We start from the raw sequence: 26730 nt of genomic DNA on the forward strand, positions 1-26730 counted from the left end.
AGATCAACCTGCGATGTAGGCCTTGATCTGTTCAGCCTCCAGCTCGATCTCCCGGATGCGCGACTTGACGACGTCCCCGATCGAAATGATGCCGACGAGTTTCCCGTCCTTTTCGACTGGCACGTGACGGAAGCGTCCGCCAGTCATGATACCCATCAATTCGTCAACGGTCGTTTCCTCCTTGCACCGATGCACGTTGGTGGTCATGGAGGATTTGATCGGTTGGTCGAGCACGCCGGGACCCTTGGTTGCGATCGAGCGTACGAGGTCGCGTTCGGTGAAGATGCCGGCAATCCGGCCCTCCATGCCAATGACCACCACCGCGCCGATCTTCTTTTCGTGCAGCATGCCTGCGACGTCCAGTAGTGTCCGATCCGGGCTCACCGTTACGACATCGTGACCTTTTGCATCGAGCATGTTCTTGACGACTATTGCCATGGCTCTCTCCTCGTAAACCAGAATGGCTGAGACGCCGCCCTCCCCCAAGGATCGGCGCAGATGCGCAGTGAAGACTCCCTGCCTGCGGCGAATTTTAGAGCTAAGTCAAAAACATATCAAGGTTGTGTGATCGGCACACGGCTCGGAGGAACGGGATCGAACAATCCGAAGAGCAGGAAGCCGAACAGGAAGCCGCCGATATGGGCGTCCCAGGCAATCGGCCCCAGATCTGCGCCGAACAATTGCACTCCAAAGGCGATGAGAAGATTGCCGGCGAACCACATTGCGGTAAAGATCACGACGGTCCGGTTTCTGAAGGAGCCGAGGATTGATTGCCGCGGGTAGAGATGGCCGTGGGTCCTGTCGTAGCCGCGGTCGCCTGGAAAAGCGAACCGGCATGCAGCCCCCATGAGCGCTGAAACGACGCCCGATGCTCCGATCAGAAGGGTTTCGTTGTTCCAGTTGAGCAGGGCATGAAAAAAGGCCGCCGCCACGGCTGAGAGAATCCAGAAGGCCACATATCGGAAGGTCCCGATGCGCCTGACGACCGGAGCCCCGAACGCCATGAGCCAAAGCGCATTGAAGAGGATATGTTCAACGCCGCCGTGGAGGAGCGAATAGGTTACCGGCGACCATAACCAGGCGAGATCCTGGTCCCCCAAAGGGATACCGTAACGTAGCGGGATGAAGGCCAACGTGAAGATGAACTCGGCCCGCGCTGCGTCGTCCAGCAGATATTCCTGAATAACATAGAGTCCGGCAAGCAGGGCCAATGTCACCACCAGACTTTGCGGCAGGTTGAAGATTGGCGGCGAACCTTCGCTCGGCTCCCGCCGTTCCTCCGCCATGTCCGGCTCGTCGCTCATTCCTGTCCTCTTGCTTTCAAACCAGCGATGCAAATCCCCTGTCAGCCTTATAGGAGCGGCATGCCGAAGGAAAGCATTCCGGGGTTGATGGAATCGGCACCATCGAGGTTGATGGTTCCTTAACCGTAATGGCTGCGCCGTGGCATGAAATTCGCTCCGTGAAGGATGAAGGTCGTGCATGAGGCGCGATTTGTCTCGAAATGCGACAGGTAATGGCGGATGCGTAACCAGGCAACCCGAGCGGTCTTTGACTACTGGATCAACCTAAAGGGTGATCGCGCTGCTCCGTTGCGGACCGAAATCGATCCAACGGCGCTGCGCCACCTGCTTCCTCACCTTTTCATCGCAGCGATGGATGAACGGGGCGTGCTGGCCTTCCGGCTGGCCGGAACGCGGATCTGTGACCTCTTCGGTTACGAGTTGCGCAGCATGGCCTTTGACCAGGTCTGGTTCGAAGCCGAGCAGCCGCTGCACATCGCTCAAAACGTCATTCGGCACGAACAGCCGGCTCTGGTCGATCTCGTCGCCGTGACCGCCGACGCCCGCCAGGCCTATGAAATGCTTCTCCTGCCGCTCCGCTCGACCGACGGCATGGAGAGCGATCGCCTTTTCGGATCGCTCCTGCCGCGCGGCGCTCCTTTCCCGGCGATTGCCCTCCCGGTCGACGGACTGGAGATGGAAAGCTGGACCTTCCTCACGGGTGGGGCTTCGCATTTCGGCGTACCGGTCACTGTCGATCACCAGGGTCCGCTCACCGGGCTTCGGCAGCCGGCTTCGGACTTGCCTATTCGAGATCGTAAGTTCTGACGCTCTCTCGCATTCGCCTCTCGGATAAAAGATTCTGTTAACCGCGGTGCGCTATCAATCTCAGGTACACTCTCGACGAGAAAAGCTCTTTCAGATGTATTCATTTCAGTCGGCCCCGCCCCCAGCCAAACAGGCCGTTCCCGCCCAGCGGACGTTTCAGCGCGTGTCGGTCAATGTCGCGGGGCGACTGATGCTGGCGACGCATGAGGAATTTCCCTGCAGCGTCGTGGATATGTCCCCGGGCGACGTAACCTTTGCCTGTTTTGGTCGGCCTCTCGTGGGTGAGCGCGTGATCGCCTATCTCGACCATATCGGCCGACTGGAAGGCACTGTCCTCAGCGTGTCGGACGACGGTTTTGCGATGTCGATCAACGCTACCGACCGCAAGCGCGAAAAACTTGCCGCCCAGCTCACCTGGATCGCCAACAAGCACGAACTCGGTTTGCCGGAAGATCGCCGCCATGATCGTCTGGCACCGCGCAACACCCGTGCCGAAATCACGCTCGATGACGGTCGCCGTTATGACTGCCGCATCATGGACCTTTCGCTCTCGGGCGCGGCGGTCGACGTCGAGGTTCGTCCGTCGATCGGCACGCCCGTTCGCCTCGGGAGCATGCGCGGCCGTGTCGTCCGTCATTTCATGGAAGGCGTCGCGATCGAATTCAATTCGGTCCAGTCCCGCGAAGCGCTAACCGAATTTCTTTGAGCCGCAGGGCGCTTTTCTACCTTCCAATCCCGCACTAAGAGCCGTCCCCCGTTCGCCAACAGCGGCGACAATGGCGCGATGCGGGATCGTTTCCCCCTCGCCATCTGCTCCTCATCAAAAAATGTGCCCTTTTGGCACTTTTTTTCTGAGGCCTATGGCCCCGGATTTGGGAGTTCGAAGCTCTTCCGGCTCGTCCATCGGTGAGACCGCCGGAGTTCTTTGGTTAATTTAACCGTTCCCGCGCTTCACTCGGTCCGGCGGGTGATGACCCTCAATCCCCTCGAAAAGCCTTTTCGGTCAAAGAACTTATCCCACGACGCCGATTGTCGCGGCAATGCTCCGCATTAAGCCCTCTCACCAGTTGCTCGCCGGAATAGTTAGAATTTGAATCAAATTCGAGCAGCATTTTAGGCGAAATCGATTCAAATAAGCGTTTGATTTTACTTCGGTATTTTGCCGTCGATCAAACCCTCTGTGTCAGTGTTCTTCCCACAACGGGGAGACATAAAAATGAAATTCAGCAAGGGACTGGGCCTCGCCGCCATCACCGCATTCGCAGCAATCTTTACCGCCGGCAGCAGCCACGCAATTTCCGCCGGCTCCATGCGCGTCATCAGTCAGGCCAATCCGCCGGTTGGCCACTATGAATTTTGCAAGACCTATGCGAGCGAATGTGAGGCCACCTACCAGGATGCCGGTCCTCTCACGCTCACTGAGGACAAGTGGAAGACCATCCTGGACGTCAATTACACCGTCAACTCCTCGATCACGCCGATGACTGACCAGGACATCTACGGGGTCGAGGAACGCTGGGCCTATCCCCGTACCGTCGGCGACTGCGAAGATTTTGTTCTGCTGAAGCGCAAGATGCTGATCAAAAAGGGCGTCGATCCCTCCGACCTGCTGATCACCGTGGTGCTTCAGCCGAACGGCGAAGGACATGCGGTCCTTACGGTCCGTACCGACCACGGCGATTTCGTGCTCGACAACATGCGCAACAAGGTCATGCTCTGGTCCGACACGGAATATACCTTTCTGAAGCGCCAGGCTTCCGACGATCCGTCCCGCTGGGTCAAGCTTCAGGATGGACGCACTACGGCGGTGGGCTCGGTCGGCCAATAATATCGAGTGCGAAAAAGCGCCTTAGGGAAGATCGCTGCACATCTGAAGGCGCTCGCCGAACGGGTCGTGGAAGCTCGCAAACACCACATGACCGTCGAAGACGACCGGTTCCCCGCAGGCGATGCCGCGGCATCGCAAATCGTCAACTGCGGCGTAACAGTTTTCACGTTGAGAACCACCGTCGTCCCCCGCCGATGGCTCCAAATCCGACGCTGCCGGCGTCACGGCCATATTGCCGCCCGGTCCTCGTGTGGAAAATTCCAGCCAACCTTCCTCCGGAAGGTCGCATAGAGGCTCCCCCCGCCCAAGTGTCTCCCCGCAGAAGAGCCGCGCCCTGCCGAGATCGGTAACGGAAATCGAGACGACATTGATTCCGCAAAAACAGCTGCACCTGTTCCTCCCTGCCGGCGCCGACCAGCCGTTAACGCCACATTAAGGATGAAATTCCAGACTGACGCGCAATCGCCGGACCGCGTTCCGTATCCCTGGTCTCCGTCTCATTCCGGTGCATGGCGAATTTCTTTCGTGAACATGGAGCGCACGTCATGGCAGGTTCAGCCCCCGATGCTACGACTGAAGAAATGCCGCTGATCTCGAACCGGTTTCTCTACCGCTTGACGGCAATCGTCGCGCTCCTCGCTGCTTTGACATTGGCGGTCAGCATTGGCGGCCGCTGGTTCGGCGAAAGGATCGCGCTTGCTGGTCACACCGATAGTACCGAGGAGTTCCTGATCCAGATCGGTCAGGACAAACTCCGTCTTCCTGCCAATATGATCCGCTTCCGCGACCAGCGCCGCAACGGCGTGACCGAGCGTGTCGACATCTACTTCACCTGGCCGGAACAGCAAGGTTACAGTTCCGCGCTGCGCGCCCGCTTCGATGACATTGCCCAGTCTTCAAATTTGATTTTCCTGCAGATTTCACAAAGCACCATGTCGCGCGACATGTCCGGCCGCTTGGAGCCAATCTATTCGAAGCTCTTCGACGGAGATCCGCAGCCTGCGAAGTTCGGGTTGACCATCCACCGGCTGCGGTCTGATTCCGGCTATGGAAAGGAAATCATCCTGTCGGCGCAGCGCCCCGATTCGCCTGACTACGTGGTCCGCTGCCTCCTGCCTGGCGCCGGCGAGCAGCCAACCAGCGGAGACTGTCAGCGGGATATCCACATCGGCCAGGATCTAACGGTCCTTTATCGCTTCTCCAGCGTGCTTTTGAAGGATTGGCAACATATTGATGCCGCAGTTCGGCTTTTTGTCGAAAACCGGCTGGCGAAATAGCCGCCACGGACGGACGGGTTGATGTCTAAAATGCAGCACATCGAGGCAAGCTGCTGTTCATCATAAACCTCTTGGTAACGCTGTTCTCCTAGAGTGTCGGCAACGGCTGCGACGGGGGAGCGTCCGGACGTGGCAAAGTTGATGCAAGCGATGAGTGCGGCAGTGTCGAAAGCAATGTTTTCAGCATCCTTCCCCAAGGATGGCGTTACGGTTCCGGGACGGGTTCTCGGATATTTATTCACCTTGGTCCTGGCGGTTTCGATCCTTGCGGCGCCTGCAGAGGCGGCCCCGAAATATGCCGGCATCGTCGTCGACGCAAAGACCGGCAAGGTTCTCTATGGCGAGGATCCCGATGGTCTTCGCTATCCCGCCTCGCTGACCAAGATGATGACGCTTTATCTGACCTTTGAAGCGCTCGAAGCCGGCCGTATCAGCCTCGACTCGAGCGTGCCGGTCTCGACCAACGCAGCCGCAGAGCCTCCCTCCAAGCTTGGCGTCCGCGCCGGTGGCTCCGTGACGGTAGACCAGGCTATCCGGGCTCTTGTGACACGCTCGGCAAACGACATAGCAACAGCGCTCGGCGAATTCCTTGGCGGATCCGAAGACCGGTTTGCTCAGATGATGACCAGCAAGGCGCGCGCACTCGGCATGACGCGGACGACCTACCGCAATGCTCATGGCCTGCCCAATACGGCCCAGATGACGACCGCGCGCGACCAGGCCCGCCTCGGCATGGCCCTCCGTCAGCACTTTCCGCAATATTACGGCTACTTCTCGATCCGCACGTTTAATTTCGGCAAGCAGGTGATCGGCAATCACAACCGCCTCGTTGGTAATGTGAGAGGTGTCGACGGCATCAAGACCGGCTACACTCGCGCCGCCGGCAGCAATCTCGCGACATCCGCCCAGCTTGACGGACGTTCGATCGTCGCGGTGGTTCTCGGTGGCCGCTCGAGCGCTGCCCGTGACGCAACCATGCGCCAACTGGTTGCCGAATACCTGCCGAAGGCTTCCCGCGGCGGCAATTCGAACCTGATCGCCCAGGCCGCTCCCATTGCGCCGACGCCGGCGGCTCCTGTCAAGTCGACGCCGGCTGCAGCTCCGTCCGATGCGCGTCAGATGGCTGCCCTCGACCTGCCGAACAGCGGTCCGAAGCCGGGCGCTCGTTATAACGAACAGCCCACAGCCGCTTCGCCGTCTGCCGTTGCCTATGCGGCGGAACCGGCCGAGAAGAAAGTCATCACCCAGGCCATGAATACCGCAATGGCGAGCGCCGCAGCCGTACCCACTCCGGCCCCGGAATTCATTCCGGAGCGCAAGGAAGAGGTCGCCCTGCTCCGGTCGCCAAAGCCGAACGTCGATGAAGTTACGACCTCGTCGACCAAGGCTTCCGTGAAGGAAAGCCAGTCCTCCGGGCCGAGCGGTTGGGTTATCCAGATTGGCGCTTCGCCCAATCAGAAGATGGCTCAGGATCTCCTGCAGAATGCGCAGGATAAAGGCGGCAAGGTATTGCGTTCCGCCAAACCTTTCACTGTCGCCCACAGCAACAACGGCGAACAGATCTACCGAGCCCGCTTCGGCGGCTTCGATGACCAGAAGAAGGCCGTCGATGCCTGCAACGTACTGAAGAAGAAGGGCATCAGCTGCTGGGCGTCGCTCCAGTGAGCGGCGGCTACCGAAAAAGGAAAGTGGCCGCGCCGAGATATCGGCGCGGTGGAATCTCGAAAAGTAATGCGTAAACGGGGTTTCCGATGGGAATGAATGAAAACAGCGCGGAGTTTGTCTTCAAGCCCGCATCCAAGACCAAAGCAAGGGGCGTCGCCCTCAACCCTCTCCACGAAGCCGCCATGCGGCTGGCAGGCGTCGGCCTGAGCCGCTCCAAGGAAAAGACCCGCGATCTGGTTGCGATGTTATTGAGCCACGGCGCCCGCGCCTGGCGTCACTCTCAACCGGAAGCCAATATCCATCTTCATATCGGCATGCGGTCCGGCCGGGCGCCGATCCGCCTCAAGATCCGTTGATTTAGAGCAGTCCGAGTTCGGCGAGTTCCCGCCGAAGGTCTTCAGGAAGCGCCGCGACGCCCTCGCCCAATCCACCGAGGTCACGCGGCGCTTCTTCTGCTTTTAGATAGCGCCAGCCCTGGAATGGGCGTTTCGGCTGCGGCGCGGTCTCAATCACTTCCGGGCCGAGAACCAGGTGACAGCGCTGGATGCCGTCGCCGCCGGTAAACGTCTCTATCCCCAGAAGCTTCTGCCGGGCCGCCACCTGCCCCTTGATCACCCAATAGAGCGAACCGTCCTCCAGAAGCTCCTCGACGCGCTTCGGTACCATTCGCGTGGTGTGGACGCTGTGCGGTTCGAGCCCGGCCGCGATCGCATTGAGCGAACGCTCCGCTACCCAGTCCCGAAGGTCCTGGATCGAATCCGCGCCGACGCAGAGTTTGATGAGATGAAGAGCCATGGTTCCGTTGAAAACCCATCCGGGCACCGGGTCAAGCGTTTGCTCGATCACTCCACAGCGGCGAAACGGCTCAGCACTCCACCACGTTGACGGCGAGGCCGCCTGTCGACGTCTCTTTATATTTTTCGCTCATGTCGTTTCCGGTCTGGCGCATCGTCTCGATACAGGCATCGAGCGGCACGAAATGGGTGCCGTCGCCCTTGATTGCCAGCGATGCGGCGGTAACGGCCTTTACCGCTCCCAGAGCGTTGCGCTCGATGCAGGGAACCTGGACGAGGCCCGCAACGGGATCGCATGTCATGCCGAGATGATGTTCGAGGGCGATTTCCGCGGCGTTTTCGATCTGCTCCGGCGATCCGCCCATGACGGCGGCAAGCCCTGCCGCGGCCATGGCTGCGGCAGATCCCACCTCGCCCTGACAGCCGACCTCGGCGCCCGAGATCGAGGCATTGTGCTTGATGATGCCGCCGACGGCCGCCGCCGTCAGCAGGAAATTGCGGATATCCTCCTGCGTCGCATCCTCGTGGAAATGCAGATAATATCTAACCGCCGCCGGGATGACGCCCGCGGCGCCGTTCGTGGGTGCCGTGACGACGCGGCCACCGCCGGCATTCTCCTCGTTGACGGCCATGGCATAGACGCTCAGCCAATCGTTCGCGAGCACCGGATTCAGCCGGTTGCTGCGCCATTCTTCGTTCAGCTTGTCGTGGATGGCGCGTGCCCGCCGCTTCACCTTCAATCCGCCGGGCATGATGCCGTCGACCTTGAGGCCGCGGTCGATGCAACTGCTCATCGCATTCCATATGCCATCGAGGCCGGCGTCGAGCTCAGCCGCGCTCATCTTGGTCTCTTCATTGGCTCGCTTCATCTGAGCGATCGTCAGGCCCGAGCCGCGCGCCATGTCGAGCATCTGTTTTGCCGTGGAGAAGGGATAGGGGACACGGGCATCACTGGACGCCTTCTTAGAGGTCCGCATCGCTTCCAGTTCGGTGTCGGTCACCACGAAGCCACCGCCGATCGAATAATAGATGCGCTTGAGGAGCAGGCGCCCGTCCCGATCGAAAGCCGAAAAGCTCATGCCGTTGGCGTGGCCGGGCAACGGCTGCTTCTTGTCGAAGATCAGGTCAGTCTTTGGCTGGAACTCGTAGGCCGGATGATCTGGCGGCGTCACGCGACCGGTCCGTTCGACCTCGGCGATGATCTCGTCCATGCGGTCCGGATCCACGCTCGCCGGCTCTTCGCCCATCAGCCCGAGGATCACCGCCCTGCCCGTTCCGTGACCAATTCCGGTAAAAGCCAGCGAACCATGCAGACTGACTTTCAGCGCTCCGACATGCGCTCCCATCGGCCTCGGCCAATCGTTGGAAAGGATAAGAGCGAGGAAACGGTTTGCGGCCGACATCGGCCCCATCGTATGCGAGCTGGATGGGCCGATACCGATCTTGAAGACGTCGAATACAGAAAGAAACATGGCGATCCCGGCACTGATACGGTTATGGCCCGAGTCTATGTCAGGCGTGGCGGCTTCTTCGGCGACTGCCCGACATCCCTTTTGACGGCCGCGACATAGCACAAATAGAAACGGCGTGGTTTGAATACCACGCCGAGTGAATGGAAAATCGGATTTATGGGCGAAAGATCAGATAGCGCCGAACAGGTAGGCAAGAGCCAAAGCGCCCGCAAACCCCGCCAGCGCCTTGATGGTCACGCCCCAGCAGGATTTCTCTACAGTTTCTTCCATTTGGTCTCCGTTGGATTGCCGCATTTTAAAGTCCTCAGCGGACCGTCATGGCTAATCGTTTATTAAACTCCGCCCGCTTTCGCAAAAGGAAGATGGCGGAAAAATGGCGCCGGTCACAGCTTTATCGGAATTAACCCACAGAACCTTCCCAGGTTCCGCCGCTCTTGCCGATAGGCCGGAAACAACGCATGACGGAAACATGGACTGATTCCCCATCCGGTGAGCACCATGACGACAGCTGACTACATCGCGCTTGCCCTCTTTGCTCTTCTCTGGGCCCTATATTCCTGGATCACCGCCGGTGCCGGCGCCCGCTTCTTCCCGCGCTCCAGCCTCAATCGCGCCATGGCCGAACGACGCAAACGCTGGATCTACAATTCCTTGCGCCGCGACCTGAAGATGATCGACACTCAGATCATGGCCGGCCTGCAGAATGGCACCGCCTTTTTCGCCTCGACCTCGATCTTCGCGATCGGCGGCTGTTTCGCGCTGCTGGGAGCGACGGATCAGGTCGAAGCCGTATTCGGCAGCCTGCCGCTGGTCGCTTACGGCGGACGCACCGCTTTCGAGGTTAAGGTGGCAGGGCTGACATTCCTGTTCGGCTACGCCTTTTTCAAGTTCGGCTGGTCGTATCGGCTCTTCAACTACTGCACCATCCTGTTCGGCGCGCTGCCGATGATGCACGACACCAACATCGATCGGGCGGCTGCCGAACGTGCCGCCGATCAGGTGGTGCGCATGAACACCATCGCCGCGAAACATTTCAATGCCGGGCTCAGGGCGCTGTTTTTGTCGGTGGGTTATCTCGGTTGGTTTGCCGGGCCCTATATGTTCATGGCGATGACCCTGTTCGTCATCTTCGTGCTCGCTCGTCGCCAATATTTCTCCGAAGCGCGGCTGGCGATCATGGACGAGATCCGCAGTAACTGAGAAAGGCCGTCAGTGACCGTTGCAGAAAATCCCGGCCCCGGGCTGCGCGCACCCCGCATTACGCTTATCGATACGCTGCGCGGCGTCGCTCTCGTCGCCATGGCGACCTATCATTTCAGCTGGGACCTAGAATTTTTCGGCTATCTGGAGCCCGGCACCGCAACGCAAGGGTTCTTCCGCATCTATGCCCGCGTGATCGCGAGCTCCTTCCTGTTCCTGGCCGGCGTCAGTCTCGTTCTTGCGCATTTCCCTCAGATCCGCTGGCGCTCGTTCTGGTACCGTTTTGCTGTCGTTGCCGGGGCGGCATTGGCCATCAGCCTTGCCACACGGATCGCCTTCGCGAATGGATGGATCTATTTCGGCATCCTGCACAATATTGCTCTATCGAGCCTGATCGGTCTTGCCTTCCTACGCTTGCCCGTCCTTTTCACCGCCGGTGCGGTGGTGGCGATCGTCGCCGCAATGATCGTCAACTACGGCCTGATGCCCGGAATACTCGATTCCAGCGCTTTCAACATCCGGTTGCTCGCCTGGCTGGGTTTTGCGGAAATACCGCCGCGCTCGAATGACTACGTGCCGCTGTTTCCCTGGATCGCCGCCTTGCTGGCCGGCATTGCCACGGCACGGCTTGCCGTTTCAAGAAATTGGCTACCGCGCCTTGCCGCACTACAGGCCGCGCCGAACCTTCTTTCGAAAGCCGGCCGGCACAGCCTGGTCGTCTATCTGGTACACCAGCCGCTGCTGATCTCCGCGGTCTATCTGTTCTCGCTGGTGCAGCCCGCGCCGCCACCGGATCCCCGCGTCGGTTATATGCTCAGCTGCGAGACGGCATGCCGCGGCGAAAACAACGATCCCGGTCTCTGCCAGCGCTTCTGCGGTTGCACCGCGCACCGGCTGATCTCACAATCGCTGCTCGTCCCGCTGCAGTCTGGCCAGGTGTCGCCCCAGGATGACCGCGTCCAGTCGCTCGCGCAGCAATGCTCGATCGAGGCGCAATAGCGGTCGAAAGGGTCAATGATCGGTCAGGTCCCGACACCGATTTCGGCGAGCCGCGTCAGGCAGGCTTCTTCCGCATTGTTGAGCTCGTCGAGGGTCTCGTCGATGTCCTTGCGTTTCTGGCGAAGCTCTTCGCGCTTCTCGTCAATGCGCTTCATCATCAGCTTGAGCTGACCAAGTTCGCCCGGCGGCTCCTTGTAGACCTTGATGATCTCTCGGATCTCGGCGATCGTGAAGCCGATCCGGCGCCCGCGCAGGATTTCTTGGAGCAGCCTTCGGTCTGCCGCGCGGAAAAGCCGCGTGCGGCCCCGCCGTTCGGGCTGGAGAAGACCCTCGTCCTCGTAGAAACGAAGCGTGCGGGTAGAAACCCCGAATTCGCGCGTCAGCTCCGTTATGCTATAATATTTGTTCACGATCCCATCCTGCTACTCGTCGGGCGAAAATAATTGACTTTTACGTAACAGTCAATTTTTGCCGCGCTCAGCCGAGCAGCCACAGCGTTGCCAGGCCGAGAAACGAGAAAAAGCCCGTGGTATCGGTGATCGCCGTGACGAAGACTGCCGAGGATACCGCGGGGTCGGCGCCTGCCCGGTCGAGGACCAGCGGAATCATGATGCCGGCCATGGCAGCCGCAAACATGTTGATCAGCATGGCGGTGGCTATCAGCCCGCCGATATTGACGTCGTGGAACCACAGGCCGGCTACAATGCCGACGAGGCAGCCGATTACGACGCCGTTGATGAGCCCCACGCCGGCCTCGCGGCGGGCAACGCGCCAGGCGTTGTGGATGTCGAGATTGCGGGTGGCGAGAGCCCGCACCGTCACGGTCATCGTCTGGGATCCCGCATTTCCCCCCATGCCGGCCACGATCGGCATCAGGATCGCCAGTGCCACCACTTCCTCGATGGTTGCCTCGAAAAGCGAGATGACGGAGGCCGAAATAAAGGCAGTGAAGAGATTGATGAGCAGCCACGGCACGCGGGACCGGGAAGTTTGCGTCACCGAGTCGGAGAGTTCTTCATCGCCGACGCCCGAGAGGCGCATGATGTCTTCTTCCGCCTCCTCCTGGATCACGTCGACCACGTCGTCGATGGTGAGCACGCCGACAAGCCGGCCGTTCTCGTCAACCACCGCTGCCGACAGGAGGTCGTACTGTTCGAAGAGCTGGGCGGCCTCCTCCTGGTCCATGTCGGCGGGAATCGGATAATTCGTCTCCCGCATGATCGTCTCGACCTTCACCTGCCGTTTGGTGCGCAGGATCTTGTCGAGGTCGACGACGCCGAGCAGTTTGAACGTCGGATCGATGACGAAGATCTGCGTGAAGCTCTCCGGCAGGTCCTCCTCGTCGCGCATGTAGTCGATCGTCTGACCCACGGTCCAGAACGGCGGCACGGCGACGAATTCCGTCTGCATGCGCCGGCCGGCCGATTGTTCGGGATAGTCCAGTGCCCTGCGCAGCCTCACCCGTTCGGTAAACGGCAGCTGCGCGAGAATCTCTTCCCGGTCCTCCTGGTTGAGGTCTTCAAGGATGTAGACCGCGTCGTCCGAATCGAGATCGCCGATCGCCGCGGCAATCTGCGCATTCGGCATCTGGTCGACGATCTCCATGCGGATCGCTTCGTCAACCTCGGTCAGTGCGGTCAGGTCGAAGTGATCGCCGAGCAATTTGACGAGTGCAAGGCGCTGGTCCGGCAGTATGGCCTCAAGGAGGTCGCCGAGTTCCGATTCGTGCAGCCGTGCGACGTGCTGGCGCAGGAAAAGTACGTCACGATCGGCGATCGCGGCACCGACCATGGCCAGAAAATCGGCGCGGATGGAGCCGTCCTCGGAATAGATGTCGCCACCTGCTTCGTCGGTCTTGGTGCGCAGGCGGTCATCTTCGCCGATATCGCTCATCTGCCGCCCTCGCTGCTGTAATCGACGTAAGGAGAATGGCGGCTAAAAGCATATTGTCAACAACCGGATAGCTCGATCCGGAGCCACTGCCCCAGCCACTCGTTTTCCTGCTAGAACAAATGGTCGCCCGGGTCCAGTCTGCATGGCAAAAGGATACCGCAAAGGCGCATGCAATGTCGCTCTACCGGCGAGAGGAATTATCATGACCCTTCGTCCCATTCTCAGATATCCGGATCCGGGCCTTTCGAAACCCTGTGCACCGGTCACCGTCTTTGACGATCAGCTCCGAACCCTCGCCCGCGATCTTCTCGACACCATGCGCGCGGCCCCCGGCGTCGGCATAACCGCCGCACATGTCGGGGTGTTGACGCGTCTCGTGGTGTTGGAGCTATCCCGGGAGCTTGGTCCACGCTTCTACGTCAACCCAGAGGTTCTTTCCTTCTCCGCAGAAACCATGCGCCACATGGAAGGCAGTGTCTCCATGCCTGGCGCTACTGATGAGGTCGAGAGGCCGAGAAAAATCCGTTTCCGCTATCAGGATCTCGACGGCACCCGCCACGAGGAGGACGCTGAAGATTTTTACGCCATCTGTATGCAGCACGAAATTGATCAGCTCGACGGTATTTTCTGGCTGAAGCGCCTTTCCCGGCTAAAACGCGACCGCCTCACCCGCAAGTGGGAAAAAGGAACTTAGCCGATAAGCCGAACAAAAACTCCCTTCGGTCGTTTTTCGCTCGCAAGCCATGAGGAGCGACAACGATGAACGGATCTCAAGTAAAAAGTGGGGTTGAACTCGAGCGGAAGGTCGCCGAACGTCTGGCTGGTCTACCGGATGTCGACGCCTCGGCGATAGAACCGCATGCCGAGGGAACGAAGATAGTCCTCGAAGGTTCTGTCGATACCGTGTTTTCAGCCCGCAAAGCGGTGCTGAGCGCGGAAACCGTGGATGGCGTGCATGATGTCGAAAGCCATCTGACCCTGACGGGTAACAAGAATGGCACATCCACGAGCCATTGAGGCTAATCTACCCGGCGCATCGGCTGGTGCGCCGGGTTCCATGTTGAACGGACAGGAGAGCCCCATGCCATCCAAGAGGAAGGCCGATGACATTTCCCGCGAAGAGGATTTTCGCGATTATGACGACCGCAATATCGATGAGGGCTGGCCCTACGACGATGCGGCCGGTGCCGGTGCACGTCCTGTCGACAACGCCGCTTATGGTGATCCGAAGGCCAACTTCGATAGCGGCCGCAATCGCGGATATCGGGTGGACGAGGCTGATTTTGACGGATTGGAGGAACGTGTCGTCGATAGTACCTCCCCAGGTACGGAAGGGCTGGAAGAGTCGGATGATCTCGAAGAACGGGTTACCGATTCAATCGAAAGCCTTGACATCGTGCCTATGGAGGCGGTCGACGTTCATGTGGACGGCGGTGTGGTGACCCTTGAAGGCGTGGTGGACGATGCGGCCACGTCCCGCAAGATCGGCCGTCACATCCAGACAATCGCAGGCGTTCGGCAGGTTGTGAACAATCTCAGGCTCGCGGGTGTCGACAGCCGGATTCCGGATGACGATTAGGCGGTTTCGATCGAGAACTCGGGCGATCCTTTCAGCGTATTGCTGACCGTGCAGATCTCCTCCGCCATATGGGCGATCTCGGCTTTCTGACTGTCCGTCAGGTCCCCGTCAACTTCCAGGCTCACGGCGAAGCGGATGATACGGGAAGGCCCTTCATGGGCTTTCTCGCCGGTCACATGCGCCCTGACCTCGGCGAGCCTATCGAGGATGCCGAGCTTGCTTGCAGCGATCCGCCCGCTCAGGACGAGGCAGGAGGCGAGCGAAGCAAACATCAGGTCCAGCGGATTGAAGCCGGGTTCGGAGGCGCCGGTGACAACCTCCAGCCCGCCCGCCGTCTCGCTTGTCACCTGCGGGTGACCGATACGTCCGAGAACTGCTTTGGCGCCGATCGGCCGGGCCTTGACCTTGATGTCTACCATGCTTGCCCTTTCAGTTTTCGGATACCGTCGGGCCAAAGATGCTTTCGAAAGCTTCTCGCAGGCGCATATCCACATCCGCCATCATCACCGGCAAACCGAGATCGACAAGGCTCGTGACGCCGTAGGTGCTGATTCCGCAGGGCACGATTCCCGTAAAGTGGGAGAGATCGGGGTCAACGTTGAGCGACAGGCCGTGGAAACTGACCCAGCGCCGCAGGCGGATGCCGAGAGCCGCGATCTTGTCTTCGGCCATGCTTCCATCCGGCAACGGCGGCTTTTCCGGTCGCCGCACCCAGACCCCCACCCTGTCCTCGCGCCGCTCTCCGCGCACGTTCATCAGGTCCAGCGTGCGGATCACCACCTCTTCGAGCGCTCCCACATAAGCGCGCACATCCTGTCGGCGCCGCTTGAGGTCGAGCATCACATACGCGACCCGCTGCCCGGGCCCGTGATAGGTATATTCGCCGCCCCGGCCCGTCGCGAAGACGGGAAAGCGATCAGGCTCGATCAGGTCGGCGGAATCGGCGCTTGTACCGGCTGTATAGAGCGGCGGGTGTTCGAGCAGCCAGACAAGCTCGTCGGCACGTCCGTCGGCGATCGCCGCCACCTCGTCCTCCATCTGCCTGATCGCCTCTTCATAGGGCACGAGGCCATCGGAGATGCGCCAGCGCACCGGCGGTGAACCGGGCTGGGGCATCATGGAAAGATCGAGATCGGTGCGGGTCAACATGAAAGTCTTCTTACAATATCGAAGGGATGCGGCAAGCGGGGCTTTTCGGCCGTTTTCATATAGGCATTTCCACAGGCGATTTTTATCCTTCAAAAATCTGTCACGGCGCACTTGTGCACCCCAGATGCTTTTGCTACATGCAGCCCCGCCGGCGCAAATCGGCACCTACCACGATGCGGTCGTGGCGGAATTGGTAGACGCGCAGCGTTGAGGTCGCTGTGTCGCAAGACGTGGAAGTTCGAGTCTTCTCGACCGCACCAAATCAACCCGGCTCCGGCCGGGTTTTTTGTTGTCTGGCCCATGCCTGGCTCATCCCCGGCTTGAACCCTCCGAATGGCTGTGATTGAAGAACTTTCCCTCTTCGAAAGCGTCCGGCATGCCCTCCTCCGCATCTGAAAATCCCGTGAAGGGCATGGCCATCATGGCCGTCTGCATGTTCATCCTGCCGTTGATGGATGCGATCGCCAAATACATGGCGACGTTCGAATCGATGTCTCCGGGACAGGTGACCTTCTATCGGTTCTTGTTCCAGCTCCTCTGTGTATTGCCGCTCGTCTTCTTTACAGGAGCCGCAGTGTTCAGGGCGCAAAGGCCATGGATGAACCTGCTGCGCGGCGTGCTGCACGCTGGTGCCAGCCTGATGTTCTTCGTCGCGGTCAAATACATGCCCCTCGCCGACGTGTTCGCCATCTATTTCGTCGAACCCTTCATGCTCACCATGATGTCGGCGATCTTTTTGGGGGAGAAGGTCGGTTGGCGGCGGTGGCTGGCGATCCTCGTCGGTTTCGGTGGAGCCATGATCGTCATCCAGCCGAGTTACGCGATCTTCGGCTGGACGGCGCTGCTGCCGATAGCCTGCGCCTTTCTCTTTACGCTCTACCTGTTCCTCAACCGTGCGATCGGCGATGCCGATTCGCCGCTCGTCATGCAGACCATGGCGGGCATCGGCGGCACCTTGTTCATGAGCGCGGCGCTGGTGATGGGGAGCGGCATGGGCGCGGCCGATTTCACCCCTTCACTTCCCTCCTCCTGGCTGGGCCTTTTTCTGCTGATTCTGCTCGGCTCCATTTCCGGCTACATGCACCTGCTGGTGGTGCGGGCCTTCCGGCTGGCGCCGCTGTCGCTGCTCGCGCCGTTCCAGTATTTCGAGATCATCTCGGCGACCGTGCTCGGTTATGCCCTATTCGGCGATTTTCCGACCGCGTCCAAATGGCTTGGCATACTGATCATCGTCGCCTCCGGCCTTTTCATCATCTGGCGCGAGCGTTCGAAATCGAAACAGGCCGAAGCTCTTTGAAGGCCTCTTTGAGAAGCGATTAACTCCACTCCTTTTCGAACCTTCAACTTCCGCGCTCTAAGACCCAGATTGGTTTCATGAGGAAACGGAGATGGGGGATGAGCGGGTACCGCTTTTCTTTTCCGGCATGTCTGATCGCCGGGAAATGTCGGATCGATGCCGACGACGTTCTGAGGCTGCGCAGATACACGTTCCCGGAAGGAATCGGTTCGTTTGATGATGCGCTCACTCTTCTTGCGCTGAACGACCATTGTCCCGAGCACAGCCCCGAATGGGTGGCCTATTTTGTCGAGAGCCTGACGATGTTTCTCGTTCACGGCTGCGTGCCGCGCGGTGTCGTTGACGAAGCCAAGGCCGGCTGGCTGATGCGCTCGATCGCTGACGATTGTGTGGTGCGTTCACCCGCCGAGCTGGAGCTTCTCCTTCACGTCATAGAGGTCGCGCCCGAAGCTCCCGAAAGCCTGTCGGCCTTCACATTGGACCAAATCCGTCTCGCCCTGCAGGCAGATGCCCGCGGCGCCTATCATGCCATCCGCCCCGCCTCGCCGGGAATTGCGGCTCACGACCTTGCCTATATCTGGCGGGTGCTGCGCAGCGCAGTGGAGCGCGGCCGGCTGGTGCTCTCGCCGCTCGAGGTGGTGGTGCTGCGCGAGATCGACGGGCTGGCAAGTGCGTCCGCCCATCACCCTGCATGGCGCGAGATGATCGACGCGATCGTAACCCTCGACAGACCGCGCCACGCCCTCCGTTCCGCTCCTTGGCTGGTCACCAACGACGTACATCCGTCTTCCGAGGAACTCGCCGCCTGAGCGCATGCCCTGCGTCGCAATTCCCACGGCCTCGCTCGGATTTTAGCATTTGGCTAAATCCCGCGGAAAACGGATCCCGTTAAGCTGCCTCGGACGACCGGCCAAACCCGAGCCGGCGCCGGAGGTGCCTATGCCGCCCCTTTTATCCGCCACGCTGCTGCTTTCGCTCAATCTCGGCCTTATCTGGCTATTGATGGCGGCGCCGCTCGGCCGCCGCCGGATCGAGTTGCGCCGTTCCATCGCCATCGCTCCCGAACGCCTCTGGCAGGCGGTTAAACCCGGCGGAGAAGCGACAGGCTGGAATCCCGCGATCCTCTGGGTCGAGGCGGACAAAACGCAGACCGGCTGCATCGAGGTCGCCTACACCCACCCCGATCGCCACGGCGATCCGATCCGCAGGATATTCCGGATCGACGATCGCCTCGACCCCGATCATGGCTGCTACGAAAGCCGCGCCCGGGTGCTCGAGGACAGTGCTCTAGACGTGTCCTTCTGGCGGAATTTCGAGGAATACAGATCCGTTTCGGCCACCCCCGGCGGTGCTACGGTCACCTTCGCCGAAACAGACACTTATCGTGGCTTGGCTCTCTACCTGTTTCGCTATTTCATGATTCGACGTACCCTGCAGTCTCTGACCGGATGGCTGGAGGGCGGTCATAAAAAGAGCGGCCTGGCAATCGAGCACCCACTCGTTCAGGTGTGTCTCGCCGTCCTGTCCACGCTGCTGCTCTGGCCGTTCTTCGGCCTCAGCGCGGCGGGCCTGACGATCTCGACCATGCTCACCGTGGTTATCGTGCTCCACGAAATGGGTCATTTGCTTGCCTATCGCGCCTTCGGCCACCAGGGCGCGCGGATAATCTTCGTGCCGCTGCTCGGCGGCCTTGCGATCGGCGGCCGCCCCTATAACAGCCGCTTCGAGGTCGCCACTTGCGCGCTCATGGGGCCGGGCATGTCTGCCTTCCTGGTGCCGGTTTTGGTCTCCGCTTACGAACTCGCCGCCTCAAATTTCCTGCCAGCTCTCGTCCGGGACTTCGCACTCCTTTTCCTCCTCATCCTCGGAGCCTTCAATCTCCTCAATCTGCTGCCTATGTATCGCTTCGACGGCGGTCAGGTTCTGCGCCAGATTTTCACGAGCCGCCGCCTGCTTGTCGCCGGCAGTTTCGGAGTGACCCTGCTGCAGTTGTGGGTCGGCTATAGCATCGGCATGTCGGCAACAGCACTTATCGCCGCACTGGCGGTCTTCACACTCGTCAGCCTCATGGGCTTCAGCGCCGTCAAGCCGCGAAGGAGCCTTGACCCGATGCATCCCGGCGAACGGCTGATGGCGGGACTTGGCCTCTATGCAGCGCTTTTTATCCATGCTTATGCCGTGGTCTTTGCCTGCGATCATCTGTTCGGGTGAAGCGGCGATCCTTGACAATAATGGGCGGAATGGCTCCAAAGGGCGCATGAAGACCGAGAACCCTCCACTGCCGTCTGGCTATTCCGCCGTTCCGCCGGGCAAACTTGCGACCGTCGTCACTTGCCTGGAGATGCTGGCACCGCCGGAAACACCCTCCCGCGGCAACGATTGTTCGCTTGTTGTGGAAGCGTGGCAATCTCCGGACCTTGAAGGCTACCGTTCTCTTTTCCGGGCGGTCGGAGAAGATTGGATGTGGGTCTCACGCCTTGTCATGGAGGATCAAGCGCTTGCTGCAATTCTCCACGACCCGCTTGTCGAGATCTACGTCCTTAAGGACGGCGGACGTCAGATCGGCCTGCTCGAGCTCGACTTTCGCCAGGATGGGGAATGTGAGCTCGTCTTCTTCGGGATCGTCCGCGACGCTATCGGCAAGGGCGCCGGTCGCTTTCTTATGAACCACGCGATCGAAAAGGCCTGGGCTCGCCCGATAAGCCGTTTCTGGCTCCATACCTGCCACTTCGACTCGCCCGCCGCATTACCCTTCTACCGACGCTCGGGTTTCATCCCCTATGCCTTGATGGTCGAAGTTTTCGATGACCCCCGCCTTTGCGGCCAGGCGCCGAAAAACGCCTCGCCGCATGTGCCGCTTTTGGATCGTAGCAGAGCATAGCAATTGCGACGGCAAATGGCTCCTTCCGGCTTGAGCCGATGTGCCGGGCCGTGCGAAGGTCCGCCGAAGATTCTTGAATGCACCAAGGGAGAGAGACATGGATGTCCGCGCCGCCGTTGCCGTAGAGGCTGGAAAACCGCTGGAAGTGATGACCGTGCAGCTCGAAGGCCCGCGGGCCGGCGAGGTTCTGGTGGAGATCAAGGCGACCGGCATCTGCCATACCGATGATTTCACCCTGTCGGGTGCCGATCCCGAAGGCCTCTTCCCGGCAATCCTCGGCCATGAAGGCGCCGGCATCGTCGTTGATGTCGGCCCCGGCGTCACCTCGGTGAAGAAGGGCGATCATGTCATCCCGCTTTATACCCCGGAATGCCGCGAATGCCCGTCCTGTCTGTCGCGCAAGACCAATCTTTGCACGGCGATCCGCTCCACCCAGGGCCAGGGTCTGATGCCGGACGGGACGTCGCGCTTCTCGATCGGCAAGGACAAGATCCACCACTACATGGGCTGCTCGACCTTTGCCAATTACACCGTACTGCCGGAGATCGCGCTTGCTAAAATCAATCCGGACGCTCCCTTCGATAAGGTCTGTTATATCGGCTGCGGCGTGACGACCGGCATCGGCGCGGTCATCAACACGGCCAAGGTGGAGGTCGGATCGACGGCGGTCGTCTTCGGCCTCGGCGGCATCGGTCTGAACGTCATCCAAGGGCTCAGGCTTGCCGGCGCTGACATGATCATCGGCGTCGATTTGAACAACGACAAGAAGGCCTGGGGCGAACGTTTCGGCATGACCCATTTCGTTAACCCCAAGGAGGTCGGCGACGACATCGTCCCTTATCTCGTCAACATGACCAAGCGCGGGGCCGACCAGATCGGCGGCGCCGACTACACCTTCGACTGCACCGGCAATACGAAGGTGATGCGCCAGGCGCTGGAAAGTTCGCATCGCGGCTGGGGCAAGTCAGTCATCATCGGCGTCGCAGGCGCCGGTCAGGAAATTTCGACCCGGCCCTTCCAGCTCGTCACCGGCCGTACCTGGATGGGCACTGCCTTCGGCGGCGCCCGCGGCCGCACCGACGTGCCGAAGATCGTCGACTGGTACATGCAGGGTAAGATCGAGATCGACCCGATGATCACCCACACGATGCCGCTGGAAGACATCAACAAGGGCTTCGAACTGATGCATGGCGGCGAAAGCATCCGAAGCGTCGTGGTTTATTGAGACGCCCGGCTTGTCTTTGGGAACAACGCTTCTATCATCTTGTGTGTTGCAAATGAGGGGACTCCCGAATGTACAAGTTCGAAATCTACAAGGACAAATCTGACGAATTCCGTTTCCGCTTCAAGGCATCGAACGGCCAGACCTTGTTCTCGTCCGAAGGCTATTCGGCAAAGGCTTCGGCCGTTGCCGCCATTGAATCCATCAAGAAGAATGCGCCGGGGGCGACCACGGACGACCAGACCACGGCGATGGCCTGAGGCCTCGTCCTCGCGGTTCGGGCTCGGCCGGCATTGTTCCCCTGCAGAGAATGACGCAGCATGATCTATGTCGACGCCGACGCCTGCCCGGTAAAGCCGGAAATCCTCAAGGTCGCGGAACGTCACGGCCTTGAGGTAACCTTTGTCGCCAATTCCGGCCTTCGTCCTTCCAGGGACCCCATGATTCGAAATGTCATCGTCTCGGGCGCATTCGACGCGGCTGACGACTGGATCGCCGAGCACGCAGATGCCGGCGACATCGTGGTGACCGCCGATGTGCCGCTTGCCGTTCGATGCGTTTCCAGAGGCGCGTTGGTGACAGGCCCGACCGGCCGCCTTTTCGACGAGGCGAACATCGGAATGGCAAGCGCGATGCGCGACCTCGGCGCGCATCTGCGCGAGACCGGCGAAAGCAAGGGCTACAACGCCGCCTTCTCTCCGCGTGACCGATCCAAATTCCTCGAAACGCTGGACAGGCTCTGCCGCCGCTCCAAAAATGAAATGCAATCCGGAAACCGATAATGAAAGTTCTGTCGCAGAACACCGCCTTCGGCGGCATGCAGGGCGTCTTCGCCCATGATTCAGAAGCCTGCCGCTGCGAAATGACCTTCGCGGTCTTCGTGCCGCCGAAAGCGATTCGAGAGCCCTGCCCCGTCCTCTGGTATCTCTCCGGCCTCACCTGCACCCATGCCAACGTCATGGAGAAGGGCGAATACCGGCGGTTGGCTTCGGAGCTGGGCCTCATCATCGTCTGCCCGGATACGAGCCCGCGCGGCAACGACGTGCCGGACGAACTCACCAATTGGCAGATGGGCAAGGGCGCCGGTTTCTACCTGGACGCCACCGAGAAGCCCTGGTCGGAACACTACCGGATGTACACCTACATCACCGAGGAACTGCCTAACTTCGTCAGCCAGCACTTCCGCATGGACATGAGCCGCCAGGGCATTTTCGGTCACTCCATGGGAGGTCACGGCGCCATGACGATTGCGCTCAAAAACCCGGGCCGCTTCAAAAGCTGCTCGGCCTTCGCGCCGATCGTCCAGCCGTCGACGGCCGACTGGTCGGCGCCGGCTTTCGAAAAGTATCTCGGCTCCGACAAATCCAGCTGGCGTCAATACGATGCCTGCGCGTTGGTCGAAGACGGCGCGCGTTTTCCTGAGTTCCTGATCGACCAGGGCAAGGCGGACGGCTTTCTGGAAAACGGGCTCAGGCCGTGGCTGTTCGAGGAGGCGACCGAGGGAACCGATATCGGCCTGACGCTGCGCATGCACGAACGCTACGACCACTCCTACTACTTCATCTCCACCTTCATGGACGACCATCTGCGCTGGCATGCGGACCGGCTGGCATGAGCCTTACGGAAACAGCGCGCTCGCGATCGCCGGACGCCCGTCGCCCTTGAGGCGAAATTCTGAGGCGATCCGATCGGCGATCTTTTCGGCGAGCGTCTTATCCGCCTCGCCTGCTTCCAGTAGGAAGACGGATGTCTCGAAACTTCCCTCGGCAATTGCCTCGCCGCTGCTGACGGAAATCACCTGGACGGTTACTTTCGCCTCATGCCGGCTGCCGATCAATTGCGGGATGCGCGAGGCCTTCTCTATCCGGATGGCGATGATCGTCCGCGGCAGCATGGACGCACGGGTGGTTCCGCGGATCGCCTCGTCCACAAGCATGTCGGTGGCGATCACCAATCCCTGCGGAACATTGCCGCGCGCCGTCACGAACGCACCGCGCACGTCATAAAGAAGTTGCTCCCGCTTTTCGTGCCCTGCGGGCATGCGAAATGCGGTCAACGGCAATGCCGTGAGCACGATAAGAGCAAAACGGGACAGGCGGCGGAACATGAAAAACCCGGAAGACGAGACTTCCGGATGTTCCACCAAACAGGGTTAGAGAAGGCTTAAGCGATGGGGCGCAGAGAGAGAAAAACTGCCGCCGCCGCCTGCATTTCTTCGAACCGCTTGGCGCGGCGATGCTCCGCTTCCGCGTCGGCCCCCCAAAGCTCGTTGGTCCAGTCCTCGTCGAGATGGGCAAGCGTCCACGCTTCCTGATCCGTGATGCGGTCTTCCGCGAAGGCAAGTGCCAGGATCGCCGATCCGGTCAGCGACGTCACCGTATGCAATGCCGCCAGTTCGATCGGGGTATCGTATTTGCGAAGCGTCACGGCAAAGGCGGCGATCGCCTCCTTGGGTTGGTCCCGAGGCATGACGCCCTCGATCAGGATGAAGCGGGCACCGAGTTCGTTCGCCGCCCAGTCCATGATCGGATCCCAGTTGTCGTTCTGCCTGATAACAAGATTTTCAGGTCCCTCGGCCCGGTAGCAGAGCATGTCGCTCGACGAAAATCTGAGAATATCCTCGAATACGGCCTGGGGATCGGCGGCAACCCCGTCGATTGCGGTGTTGACGAGCCTTGTGACCGGCATGGTGCGGGGGTCGATGACCTCCACCTGCGACGCCCATTCGTCACGTACAAGTTCCGCCAGCCTTGCGGTCGGAACGACAAGGCTGTTCCTGGCAGGGGTTTTCACCGGCTTGCCGTCGAGATGGATAGCGTGACCGCCCTCGCCTTCGGCGACACCTACCTCCTTGTAGAAACGTTTCGGCAGCGGCTTCTGCATCTGGATCTGCGCCCGCTTGGTCGGATCCGCATGGCTCAGCACGTCCGAAGGGTCGGGAAAGATGTCGCGCATAAAAACAACCTCAGCCGATATGGGCGAGAATCTCGCTTGGATGATGGACGATCGCGTCGGCTCCGGCTTTCGTCAGCTCTTCCACCGAGGCATAACCCCAGGAAACGCCGATCGCCATGGCGCCGGCAGCCTTTGCCATCTGCATATCGTAAATGGCGTCGCCTATGACAAGAGTATCGGCCGCTCTCATGCCGGTTTCGTCGCAGCATTCCGTCACCATCGCCGGATGCGGCTTGGAGGGACAATCGTCCGCCGTCCGCCCCACGACGAAGTATGTGTGGAAGCCATGCGTTTCCATGATGAGATTGAGCCCGCGCCGCGACTTGCCGGTAACGGCGCCGATCAGCAGATCCTCGCGCGGGCCGATTTCATCGATCAGCGCCCGGATTCCCGGGAACAGCGGCTCCTTGAAGTCGAGGTCCTGCCGGACGACCGAAAACAGCGATTTGTAATAGGCCGTCATCGCGACCGCCTCGTCGTCCACATGCTCCTTTCCCTGCATTCGGGAAATCGCGATGTCGAGCGTCAGTCCAATGATCGCCTTCGTATCCTCGACCTGCGGTTCGGGCTTGCCGAATTGCGCGAAGGTTCGGCGCATGGTTTCGTGGATGAGACCGGCGCTGTCGACCAGCGTACCGTCGCAATCGAAGAGAACGAGTTTCATTTGCTTTCCGCTGATTTCGCAGAGAGATACTGGCGCAAGATCTCGGTGTGTTCGCGAAGCGCCGCCGTGTTCGCCACGATTGCTTTGGTATTTTCGCTGGCTGCATCGATGGACTGTTTGGTCGCATCCTTAATGTACCGGTTTGGCTTACGGCATAAAAAGATAAACAACGCACCGAAAATCACCGCGAAGGCGATAACGGGAATACCCGGATTCATTTGAAACATTCTGCCTGACCTCTGCTACTCGTCTTCCCTTGCGCCATTTTCCATATCGAAGCCCAGCAAGTTCCAGGTCTGGAGCATATGCGGCGGCAAGGGCGCCGTCACTCTCAGCCGCCCGCCGTTCGGGTGCGGAATATCGATATGCCGCGCATGCAGGTGCAGCTTCTTCTGCACGCCGCCCGGAAAGGCCCAGTTCGGGTCGTCGTCGAAATATTTGGGATCGCCGATGATCGGATGGCCGATATGCAGCGCGTGAACGCGAAGCTGATGGGTGCGGCCTGTATAGGGCTCCATCTCCAGCCAGGCGAGCGTCTGCGCCGCCGTTTCCAGAACGCGGTAATAAGACACCGCGTGGTCGGCCCCCTCCTCGCCATGTTTGGCGATCCGCATGCGGTCTCCGTCGGGCGTCTGCTCTTTCACCAGCCAGGTGGAGATCTTGTCCTCGTGTTTGCGCGGCACGCCTTTGACGAGCGACCAATAGGTCTTCGTCGTGTCCCGCTCGCGAAAGGCTGCTGTCAGCTTCTGTGCCGCACCGCGGGTGCGGGCGATCACCAGCACGCCTGATGTGTCACGGTCGAGGCGGTGGACGAGCCGCGGCTTTTCGCCCTTCGGGCTGACCCAGGCGTCGAGCATCTGGTCGATATGCCGCGTGACGCCGGAACCGCCCTGTACGGCAAGCCCTGCAGGTTTGTTAAGGACAATGACCTTCTCGTCCTCGTGCAGCACCATGCGCGACAGCAGCTCGAAATCGCTGGAATGCTTCAGGTCCTTCGAGGCGATCGGGCCGGTCTTCTTGGCGTCTATATCCATGGGCGGAATGCGCACCGTCTGGCCCGGTTGAACCCGGGTGTCGGATTTGACGCGCCCACCATCGACGCGCACCTGGCCGGAACGCAAGAGCTTCTGCAGCGGCCCGAAGCCGAGCCCTGGGTAATGGATCTTGAACCAGCGGTCGAGACGCATCCCCGCCTCGTCCGCCTCGACGCGGATATGCTCGATGCCTGCCATCAACGCTCTTTCGTGTCTCGTCTGATTGAGCCCGGTCTTTAGAGCATTGCCCGCCCGAGCGCCAGCCCGGCAAAGACGGCGCCGAGCGAGATCGCCACGCTGGCGAGGACATAAGTTGCGCCAGCCAGCGCTGCGCCCCGCTCGAAAAGCGTGATGACGTCCAGTGAAAACGCCGAAAAGGTCGTGAAGCCGCCGAGCACCCCGGTGATCAGCAAGAGCCGCATCTCGGGCGAAGCATCATACCGCCGTACGATGAGCTCGGCGAGCAAGCCGATCGCGAAGGAACCCGCCACGTTCACCGTGAGTGTGCCCCAAGGGAAGTTCGGGCCGAATTGGCGCAGGGCCCAGAGTCCGACGAGATAGCGGCAGACGGAGCCGAGAGCTCCCCCGATGGCAACAAGAAGCATATGATTCATGGGCATACTCTGTAACCTGGAACAAAAAATCGTCAAATCGATAAAATGCCGGCCTTTTGCTTAAACCGGAACGAATCGGGTTCCGCTTACTTCTTT

Annotated in this window: 33 protein-coding genes and 1 tRNA gene; 20 read left to right on the forward strand and 14 right to left on the reverse strand. The window is 60.2% G+C overall.

Features of this window, described 5'->3' with window-relative positions; all coding sequences use genetic code 11:
* Nucleotides 1-3 precede the first annotated feature (3 nt).
* Both EDE09_RS24640 and EDE09_RS24645 read right to left on the reverse strand, forming a co-directional pair.
* Nucleotides 4-438, reverse strand: coding sequence for a CBS domain-containing protein (locus EDE09_RS24640; RefSeq protein WP_112803339.1), 435 nt, complete (start codon nt 436-438; stop codon nt 4-6).
* A gap of 116 nt (nt 439-554) precedes the next feature.
* Nucleotides 555-1304 (reverse strand): rhomboid family intramembrane serine protease, encoded by a 750-nt coding sequence (locus EDE09_RS24645; protein WP_105374268.1) that lies wholly within the window; start codon nt 1302-1304, stop codon nt 555-557.
* Nucleotides 1305-1523: 219 nt separating this feature from the next.
* Here EDE09_RS24645 and EDE09_RS24650 point away from each other — a divergent pair, with 219 nt between their 5' ends.
* From EDE09_RS24650 to EDE09_RS24680, 6 genes are all read left to right on the forward strand, one after another.
* Nucleotides 1524-2111 carry a PAS domain-containing protein gene (locus tag EDE09_RS24650; RefSeq protein ID WP_112803341.1) on the forward strand — a complete coding sequence of 196 codons (588 nt, stop codon included), beginning with the start codon at nt 1524-1526 and terminating at the stop codon, nt 2109-2111.
* Between the two features lie 94 nt (nt 2112-2205).
* Nucleotides 2206-2817 (forward strand): PilZ domain-containing protein, encoded by a 612-nt coding sequence (locus tag EDE09_RS24655; RefSeq protein ID WP_112803343.1) that lies wholly within the window; start codon nt 2206-2208, stop codon nt 2815-2817.
* Nucleotides 2818-3327: 510 nt separating this feature from the next.
* Nucleotides 3328-3939, forward strand: coding sequence for a transglutaminase-like cysteine peptidase (locus EDE09_RS24660; protein ID WP_105374271.1), 612 nt, complete (start codon nt 3328-3330; stop codon nt 3937-3939).
* A 545-nt stretch (nt 3940-4484) separates the two neighbouring features.
* The gene (locus EDE09_RS24670; protein ID WP_112803346.1) at nt 4485-5216 is read left to right on the forward strand and encodes a hypothetical protein; all 732 of its coding nucleotides are present in this window, start codon (nt 4485-4487) and stop codon (nt 5214-5216) included.
* Between the two features lie 141 nt (nt 5217-5357).
* Entirely contained in the window at nt 5358-6881 is a 1524-nt protein-coding gene (locus EDE09_RS24675) for a D-alanyl-D-alanine carboxypeptidase (protein ID WP_132413192.1), read from the forward strand.
* 86 nt (nt 6882-6967) lie between these two features.
* Entirely contained in the window at nt 6968-7237 is a 270-nt protein-coding gene (locus EDE09_RS24680) for a hypothetical protein (RefSeq protein ID WP_112803350.1), read from the forward strand.
* A 1-nt stretch (nt 7238) separates the two neighbouring features.
* On the opposite strand, the gene EDE09_RS24685 is transcribed toward EDE09_RS24680, so the two are convergent.
* Together EDE09_RS24685 and EDE09_RS24690 are read right to left on the reverse strand one after the other, a co-directional pair.
* Nucleotides 7239-7676 (reverse strand): DUF1489 family protein, encoded by a 438-nt coding sequence (locus tag EDE09_RS24685; protein WP_112803352.1) that lies wholly within the window; start codon nt 7674-7676, stop codon nt 7239-7241.
* A gap of 70 nt (nt 7677-7746) precedes the next feature.
* Nucleotides 7747-9147: an L-serine ammonia-lyase gene (locus EDE09_RS24690; RefSeq protein ID WP_105374275.1), complete on the reverse strand. Its 1401-nt coding sequence runs from the start codon at nt 9145-9147 to the stop codon at nt 7747-7749.
* 498 nt (nt 9148-9645) lie between these two features.
* Here EDE09_RS24690 and EDE09_RS24695 point away from each other — a divergent pair, with 498 nt between their 5' ends.
* A complete protein-coding gene (locus EDE09_RS24695) occupies nt 9646-10347 on the forward strand; it encodes a DUF599 family protein (RefSeq protein ID WP_105374276.1) in 702 nt (233 codons plus the stop codon).
* Between the two features lie 12 nt (nt 10348-10359).
* Nucleotides 10360-11346 carry a DUF1624 domain-containing protein gene (locus EDE09_RS24700; protein WP_245422997.1) on the forward strand — a complete coding sequence of 329 codons (987 nt, stop codon included), beginning with the start codon at nt 10360-10362 and terminating at the stop codon, nt 11344-11346.
* Nucleotides 11347-11369: 23 nt separating this feature from the next.
* Here the strand turns inward: EDE09_RS24700 and EDE09_RS24705 are convergent, their stop codons facing one another.
* Together EDE09_RS24705 and mgtE are read right to left on the reverse strand one after the other, a co-directional pair.
* Nucleotides 11370-11756, reverse strand: a complete 387-nt coding sequence (locus tag EDE09_RS24705; protein WP_105374277.1) for a MerR family DNA-binding transcriptional regulator — start codon at nt 11754-11756, stop codon at nt 11370-11372.
* A gap of 67 nt (nt 11757-11823) precedes the next feature.
* On the reverse strand, nt 11824-13239 hold the full coding sequence (gene mgtE / locus EDE09_RS24710; RefSeq protein ID WP_105374278.1) for a magnesium transporter: 1416 nt from the start codon (nt 13237-13239) through the stop codon (nt 11824-11826).
* A 202-nt stretch (nt 13240-13441) separates the two neighbouring features.
* On the opposite strand from mgtE, the gene EDE09_RS24715 reads away from it, so the two are divergent.
* The 3 genes from EDE09_RS24715 (at nt 13442) to EDE09_RS24725 (ending at nt 14818) form a co-directional block, all read left to right on the forward strand.
* The gene (locus EDE09_RS24715) at nt 13442-13933 is read left to right on the forward strand and encodes a peptide deformylase (RefSeq protein WP_105374279.1); all 492 of its coding nucleotides are present in this window, start codon (nt 13442-13444) and stop codon (nt 13931-13933) included.
* 65 nt (nt 13934-13998) lie between these two features.
* Nucleotides 13999-14256 (forward strand): BON domain-containing protein, encoded by a 258-nt coding sequence (locus tag EDE09_RS24720; RefSeq protein ID WP_105374280.1) that lies wholly within the window; start codon nt 13999-14001, stop codon nt 14254-14256.
* A 64-nt stretch (nt 14257-14320) separates the two neighbouring features.
* Entirely contained in the window at nt 14321-14818 is a 498-nt protein-coding gene (locus EDE09_RS24725) for a BON domain-containing protein (RefSeq protein WP_157949101.1), read from the forward strand.
* Here the strand turns inward: EDE09_RS24725 and EDE09_RS24730 are convergent.
* Both EDE09_RS24730 and lipB read right to left on the reverse strand, forming a co-directional pair.
* Nucleotides 14815-15237 (reverse strand): OsmC family protein, encoded by a 423-nt coding sequence (locus EDE09_RS24730; RefSeq protein WP_105374282.1) that lies wholly within the window; start codon nt 15235-15237, stop codon nt 14815-14817. The two genes, EDE09_RS24725 and EDE09_RS24730, sit on opposite strands and share 4 nt — an antisense overlap.
* Nucleotides 15238-15247: 10 nt before the next feature.
* Nucleotides 15248-15967 carry a lipoyl(octanoyl) transferase LipB gene (gene lipB / locus EDE09_RS24735; protein ID WP_105374283.1) on the reverse strand — a complete coding sequence of 240 codons (720 nt, stop codon included), beginning with the start codon at nt 15965-15967 and terminating at the stop codon, nt 15248-15250.
* A 175-nt stretch (nt 15968-16142) separates the two neighbouring features.
* Between lipB and EDE09_RS24740 the strand changes: the two genes are divergently transcribed.
* The 9 genes from EDE09_RS24740 to fghA all read left to right on the forward strand — a co-directional run bounded on the left by EDE09_RS24740 (nt 16143) and on the right by fghA (nt 22982).
* Nucleotides 16143-16227: transfer RNA gene (locus EDE09_RS24740), tRNA-Leu, on the forward strand.
* Between the two features lie 116 nt (nt 16228-16343).
* Complete coding sequence (locus EDE09_RS24745; protein ID WP_105374284.1) at nt 16344-17264, forward strand: DMT family transporter; 921 nt, start codon at nt 16344-16346, stop codon at nt 17262-17264.
* 98 nt (nt 17265-17362) lie between these two features.
* Nucleotides 17363-18073, forward strand: a complete 711-nt coding sequence (locus EDE09_RS24750) for a hypothetical protein (protein ID WP_132413182.1) — start codon at nt 17363-17365, stop codon at nt 18071-18073.
* Nucleotides 18074-18203: 130 nt separating this feature from the next.
* Nucleotides 18204-19475: a hypothetical protein gene (locus tag EDE09_RS24755; RefSeq protein WP_105374286.1), complete on the forward strand. Its 1272-nt coding sequence runs from the start codon at nt 18204-18206 to the stop codon at nt 19473-19475.
* A gap of 46 nt (nt 19476-19521) precedes the next feature.
* Nucleotides 19522-20145: a GNAT family N-acetyltransferase gene (locus EDE09_RS24760; RefSeq protein ID WP_105374287.1), complete on the forward strand. Its 624-nt coding sequence runs from the start codon at nt 19522-19524 to the stop codon at nt 20143-20145.
* A 97-nt stretch (nt 20146-20242) separates the two neighbouring features.
* Nucleotides 20243-21370: an S-(hydroxymethyl)glutathione dehydrogenase/class III alcohol dehydrogenase gene (locus EDE09_RS24765; protein WP_112803357.1), complete on the forward strand. Its 1128-nt coding sequence runs from the start codon at nt 20243-20245 to the stop codon at nt 21368-21370.
* 68 nt (nt 21371-21438) lie between these two features.
* Nucleotides 21439-21627 (forward strand): YegP family protein, encoded by a 189-nt coding sequence (locus EDE09_RS24770; RefSeq protein ID WP_105374289.1) that lies wholly within the window; start codon nt 21439-21441, stop codon nt 21625-21627.
* A gap of 60 nt (nt 21628-21687) precedes the next feature.
* A complete protein-coding gene (locus tag EDE09_RS24775; protein WP_105374290.1) occupies nt 21688-22149 on the forward strand; it encodes a YaiI/YqxD family protein in 462 nt (153 codons plus the stop codon).
* Nucleotides 22149-22982, forward strand: a complete 834-nt coding sequence (fghA, locus tag EDE09_RS24780) for an S-formylglutathione hydrolase (RefSeq protein ID WP_105374291.1) — start codon at nt 22149-22151, stop codon at nt 22980-22982. The genes EDE09_RS24775 and fghA overlap by 1 nt, the downstream gene beginning before the upstream one ends.
* A 3-nt stretch (nt 22983-22985) precedes the next feature.
* Here the strand turns inward: fghA and EDE09_RS24785 are convergent, their stop codons facing one another.
* From EDE09_RS24785 to crcB, 6 genes are read right to left on the reverse strand one after another with little or no spacing between them, the layout of a single operon-like run.
* A complete protein-coding gene (locus EDE09_RS24785; protein WP_105374292.1) occupies nt 22986-23474 on the reverse strand; it encodes a hypothetical protein in 489 nt (162 codons plus the stop codon).
* 56 nt (nt 23475-23530) lie between these two features.
* Nucleotides 23531-24322, reverse strand: a complete 792-nt coding sequence (locus tag EDE09_RS24790; protein WP_112803359.1) for an ATP12 family chaperone protein — start codon at nt 24320-24322, stop codon at nt 23531-23533.
* Between the two features lie 10 nt (nt 24323-24332).
* Nucleotides 24333-24986 (reverse strand): HAD family hydrolase, encoded by a 654-nt coding sequence (locus EDE09_RS24795; RefSeq protein WP_105374294.1) that lies wholly within the window; start codon nt 24984-24986, stop codon nt 24333-24335.
* Entirely contained in the window at nt 24983-25213 is a 231-nt protein-coding gene (locus tag EDE09_RS24800; protein ID WP_105374295.1) for a hypothetical protein, read from the reverse strand. Before EDE09_RS24800 ends, EDE09_RS24795 begins: the two co-directional genes overlap by 4 nt.
* A 15-nt stretch (nt 25214-25228) precedes the next feature.
* On the reverse strand, nt 25229-26218 hold the full coding sequence (locus tag EDE09_RS24805; protein WP_105374296.1) for an RluA family pseudouridine synthase: 990 nt from the start codon (nt 26216-26218) through the stop codon (nt 25229-25231).
* A gap of 38 nt (nt 26219-26256) precedes the next feature.
* Entirely contained in the window at nt 26257-26634 is a 378-nt protein-coding gene (gene crcB, locus EDE09_RS24810; RefSeq protein ID WP_105374297.1) for a fluoride efflux transporter CrcB, read from the reverse strand.
* Nucleotides 26635-26730 lie beyond the last annotated feature (96 nt).

The organism is Neorhizobium sp. S3-V5DH (genome assembly GCF_004343065.1).
Lineage (GTDB): Bacteria > Pseudomonadota > Alphaproteobacteria > Rhizobiales > Rhizobiaceae > Neorhizobium > Neorhizobium huautlense.